Source organism: Streptomyces sp. NPDC002044 (assembly GCF_040296725.1).
Lineage (GTDB): Bacteria > Actinomycetota > Actinomycetes > Streptomycetales > Streptomycetaceae > Streptomyces > Streptomyces antarcticus.
The window spans coordinates 1-4944 of the sequence record NZ_JBEOXU010000259.1; the positions used below are offsets into that span (position 1 = coordinate 1).

The 4944-nt window shown below is 74.7% G+C and carries 4 protein-coding genes; all 4 read right to left on the reverse strand.

All coding sequences use genetic code 11. The features are described from left to right. Window positions 1-2377, reverse strand: a 2377-nt coding sequence (locus ABT106_RS31045) for an ATP-binding protein (protein ID WP_351284166.1), incomplete at its 3' end; no start/stop codon positions are given. Window positions 2378-2459: 82 nt separating this feature from the next. After that, window positions 2460-2630 (reverse strand): hypothetical protein, encoded by a 171-nt coding sequence (locus ABT106_RS31050; RefSeq protein ID WP_351284159.1) that lies wholly within the window; start codon window positions 2628-2630, stop codon window positions 2460-2462. A 192-nt stretch (window positions 2631-2822) separates the two neighbouring features. After that, entirely contained in the window at window positions 2823-3464 is a 642-nt protein-coding gene (locus ABT106_RS31055) for a hypothetical protein (protein WP_351284161.1), read from the reverse strand. Between the two features lie 151 nt (window positions 3465-3615). Further along, window positions 3616-4944 (reverse strand): MMPL family transporter (locus ABT106_RS31060; protein WP_351284163.1); only part of this gene is annotated, 1329 nt, incomplete at its 5' end.

A 4944-nucleotide genomic window follows, 5' to 3' on the forward strand; every position in this document is an offset into this window, starting at 1 on the left:
TCCGCGCGTCGAACAGGTCCGGACGGTACTCCAGGGCCAGTTCGGCCCGCTCGTCCAGGGACACGGCCAGCGTGAGGGGGTAGTGGGTGCCGTCGGCGATCCGGCCCTCCCCGGCGGCGACTCCCACCGCGAGCCGGAACAGCGGTATCCGATGCTGGGGCTGGGTCTCGTGGGTGCCGAAGTGGGCGTGGGAGGCCGCCAGTTGCCGGGCGGCTTCCGTCAGCTCCCCGCGCGCCAGCGCCAGATAGGCGAGCCGTGCGGAGGCCGAGCCGCGGGGGGCCGCGCTCTGGCCGACGAGCAGGGTGCGCCGGGCCTCCTCGGTGGCCTCGTCCCACCGGCCGAGGCTGTAGAGGCTCTCGGCGATGTTGCCGCGCACCCACGCCTCGGTGTCCAGCAGCCGTGATCTGACGACGAGTTCGATGCCCCGCTCCGCCAGTTCCACGGCTTCTCCGGAGCGTCCCGCGGCTTCCAGCTGGGAGGTGAGGTTGATGTAGGCGCGTCCCGCGATCAGGGGGAGTCCGAGTGCGGTGGCCCGGTCCTTGACCGCGTGCAGCTCGGCGAGGCCGGCCTCCCCCGTGCCGGAGTCGGTGAGCAGGCAGCCGACGGTGATCCGGGCGTTCAGTTCGGTTTCCCCGGCGCCGACCATCCGCGCGTACGCGACGGCCCGTTCGGCGGCGACGAGGTTGCCCGGGCCCGGGTCGTGGAGCATGCCCCAGCCCGCGGCGCGGACGAGGACCTCGGCGTGCACGTGCGACGGCGGCAGGCCCCTGACCAGCTCCTGGGCCTTGCCGATCTCCTCCCAGCCGTCGCTGCGGCCGAGGCCGGACACCAGCCGGGAGCGCTCGGTCCAGAACCAGGCGGCCCGCAGCGGGTCCCCGTCGGCCTCCAGCATCCGCAGCGCGGTCTTGGTGATCTTCACGGCGCGTTCCGGCTCCCCGCCGTAGCGGGCGGCGACGGTCGCCTCGGCCAGCAGGTCGAGCCGCTGGAGCGGGGTGGTGGCGGGGTCGCAGCCGCACGGCGGGTACACCTCGGTGTAGTCCGCCGGGCGGAGCGCTTCGCGGATCTCCTCCGGGGTGCTCTCCCACAGGTCCATGGCCCGCTCCAGCAGGCGCAGCTGCTCGGAGTAGGCGTGCCGGCGGCGGGCGGCCACCGAGGCGGCGAGCACGGCGGGCAGCGCCTTGGCGGGGTCGTTCGCGTGGTACCAGTAGCTGGCCAGCCGGATGACGCGTTCCTCGGCGCGGATCAGCGCGTCGTCGCCCTCCAGGGCTTCGGCGTAGCGGCGATTGAGGCGGGAGCGTTCGCCGGGCAGCAGGTCGTCGCTGACGGCTTCGCGGACCAGCGAGTGGCGGAAGCGGTACCCGTCGCCGTCGGCGGTGGCGTGCAGGATGTTGGCGCCGACGGCGGCGCGCAGCGCCTCGATCAGCCGGTCCTCGGTGAGTCCGGCGACGGCGCGCAGCAGCGGGTACTCCACGGTGGAGCCGCCCTCGGCGACGAGGGTGACGACGCGCTGGGCCTCGTCCGGGAGGACCTCCACGCGGACGAGGAGCAGGTCGCGCAGGGACTCGGTGAGCCCGGTCCGGCAGCCGCTCGCCCGGGAGGCGACGAGTTCCTCGACGAAGAAGGCGTTGCCGTCGGACCGTTCGAAGACGGAGTCGACGAAGCCCTCCTCGGGCTGCGAGGCGAGGATGCCGACGAGCTGGCGGCGTACTTCGGCCCGGTTGAAGCGGGGCAGCTCGATGCGCCGGACGGTCCGCAGCCGGTCCAGTTCGGCCAGCAGCGGGCGCAGGGGGTGGCGGCGGTGGACGTCGTCCGCGCGATAGGTGGCGACGACGACGAGCCGGCCGCTGGCGAGGGTGCGCAAGAGGTAGGACAGCAGGTGCCGGGTGGAGGTGTCCGCCCAGTGGAGGTCCTCCAGGACGAGGACGACGGTGCGGTCGGCGGCGAGCCGCTCCAGCATCCGGGCGGTCAGCTCGAAGAGGCGGGCGGTGCTCTCCTCGTCGTGCGGGCCCCGGGGGGTGTCGCCGAGTTCGGGGAGGATGCGGGCGAGTTCGTCCTCCTGGCCGGCGGCCGCGGCGGCCAGCTCGCCGGGGAGGAGACGGTTCAGGGTGCGCAGGGCCGTCGAGAACGGGGCGTAGGGAAGTCCCTCCGCCCCGATCTCCACACAGCCTCCGACGGCGACCACGGCGCCACGGCGGTCCGCCTCGCAGAGGAACTCCTCGGTGAGGCGGGTCTTGCCGACCCCGGCCTCTCCCCCGATGAGCAGGGCCTGCGGTTCCCGGCCCCCGGCGCGCGTCAGGGCGTCGGTGAGCGCTGCCAGTTCGTCGGCTCGGCCGACGAACACCGGGCTGACGGATCTGGTCTCCACGTCGCCGAGCATCGCACAGGCGCCCTGTCCGGCGGCACCCGATATCGGTGCGCGGCCCCTCACGTGCCGGTCCTCGCGGGGTCTGGGGCGCGGGCTACGCGGCGCGGGCGAAGCGGCCCCGGTGCCCTCTCACCGCCCCTTCGGGTTCCTGGCTCCGGGAGGGGGCGCGGCGCTGCGCCCTCTTCGCCTCCCGGGCCAGGCGGTACGCGTCGGCCTCGCGGATGAGCTCGGCGGTGCGGGCGGCTGCCATCTCGTACTCGAACATCTCGTGCTCCTGGTCGCGTTGTTCTCGGGCACCTCGTTCGGTGTGGTCCAAGATTCGCGTCCCAGGGGGTGCCGGCACATCGGGCGCATGCCGCATCCGTACGGGGCGGGGCGCCTTAGTCCGGGCCGCCGCGGCCCTGAGGGGGCCTTAGGCGGCGCCGTCCGGGGGCCGGGCCCCGGACGGGCGGACGGGTCAGGGCGCGGGGGTCGCCGGGACCGACGGGAGCGGGAGGAAGTACATCGCGCCGAAGACGAGGATGCCGAGGCCGCCGAGGACGACGGCCGCCCAGGCGACGGACCGGACCCAGGCCGGGAGGGTGCGGCCGGGGGCGCCGAAGGCCGGGCGGGCCAGGACGAAGACGGCGACGAGCAGGGCGAGGGTGGACAGGACGCCGTTGGCGAGGGCGGTGAGCTGCCAGGCGTCGCCGTACAGGGCGGAGATCTGGTCCGCCGGCGGGGCCGACTTGTCGCCCTGGATCTGGCCTATGAGGGTCTGGCGCTCGGCGAGGACGCGGGAGCCCCAGCTGCCGCTGAGCGCGACGAGCCCGAGGCCCGCGGCCACGATGGCGGACGCGGCGGCGCCGACGCCGCCGGATCGCGCCTCCTCGTCGGCGTCCTCCTCGTCGAACGCGTCGTCGTCGAGGTCCCGGTCCGTGAGCTCGGCGTCGTTCGCGGGCGCGGTCCCGTCGGCGTTCGCGGGCGCGGACGCGGGCGCGGTCTCGCTCGCGGTCGTGGTCTCGGCCCCGGCGGGCTGGGGGGCCTCGGCCTTCGTGAGGTCGGTGGGGGTGGTCTCCGCCTCGGGGGCGTTCGGGGCGGGGGTCTTCTTGGTGTCCATGCCGGGCACGGTAGGCGGCCTGTCTGAGAGGTCCATGAGAATTCGGCGCGAACGGCGGGCCGGGCTTGAAACGTGGCTCCCGACGCCCCCGCGGCCGCCGCCGGCCAGGGCCACGGCTACGTCCGGGGCCCGCTCACGGCGGTGGACCGGATCACCTGGCCGCGGTGGCGCGCTCGGCGTCGTCCTTCCGCGCGGCCGGACCGGAGACCGGGCCGGAGACCGGCTCCGCGGCGGGTTCCGCACCCGGCCGCCGCGCCGGCGGCACCGCGCCCGGGCGGCGTTCGGGGGGCTCGATGCTGATCCGCGGCAGCCGGCGCTCCAGCCAGCCCGGCAGCCACCAGTTCGCGCCGCCGAGCAGGTGCATCAGGGCCGGGACGAGCAGGGTGCGCAGCACGAAGGCGTCCAGGGCCACGGCGACCGCGAGCGCGATGCCGAACATCGCGATGATCCGGTCGCCGCTGAGGACGAAGGCGAGGAAGACCGAGATCATGATGACGGCCGCCGAGTTGATGACCCGGCTGGTCTCCGCGAGGCCGACGCGGACGGCGCGCCGGTTGTCGCCGGTCTCCAGCCATTCCTCGTACATCCGGCTGACGAGGAAGACCTGATAGTCCATGGAGAGGCCGAAGAGCACCGACACCATGATCACGGGCAGGAAGGGTTCGATCGGCCCGGCGCTGCCCAGGCCGAGCAGCTCGCTCCCCCAGCCCCACTGGAACACCGCCACGACCACGCCGAAGGAGGAGGCGACGGCGGCGACGTTCATGACGGCGGCCTTGAGCGGGATGCCGACGGACCGGAAGGCCAGCAGCAGCAGGACGCAGCCGAGGGTGATGACCACCCCGACGAACAGCGGCAGCTTGCCGACGATGACTTCGGCGAAGTCGTCGTAGCCGGCCGTCACCCCGCCCACGTGGACCCGCATGGAGCTGCCTTCCGCGGCGCGCGGGACGACGTCCGTGCGCAGGGTGTCGACGAGGTCGCTCGTGGCCCGGGACTGGGGGGCGGACTCCGGTACGACGCTCACCACCGCCGTGTCCCCGCTCCGGTTGAGGACGGCCGGGCCGGCGGAGGCCACGCCCTGCGTCGTACGGAGCGCTTCGGCGAGCCGGCCGGCGGCAAGCCGGTCCCCGGCCCCGTCGAGACGGGCGACGACGGTCAGCGGGCCGTTCGTACCGGGGCCGAACCCCTGGGCCAGCAGGTCGTACGCCTGCCGGGTGGTGGAGCCGGCCGGGTTGTTGCCCTGGTCGGAGGTGCCGAGGTGGAGGAAGAAGGTGGGCAGGGCCAGCACGAGCATGACCACGGTGGCGACGGCGCCCAGCAGCTTGGGGCGGCGTTCCACGAAGGCGGACCAGCGGGCGGCGAACCCGGTGGTCCGCTCGGGCCGCGGCCCCTCGGCGGCGAGCCTGCGGCGCTCGCGGCGGGACAGCGCGCGCATCCCGATGTACGAGAGCAGGGCCGGGAGCAGGGTGACCGAGGC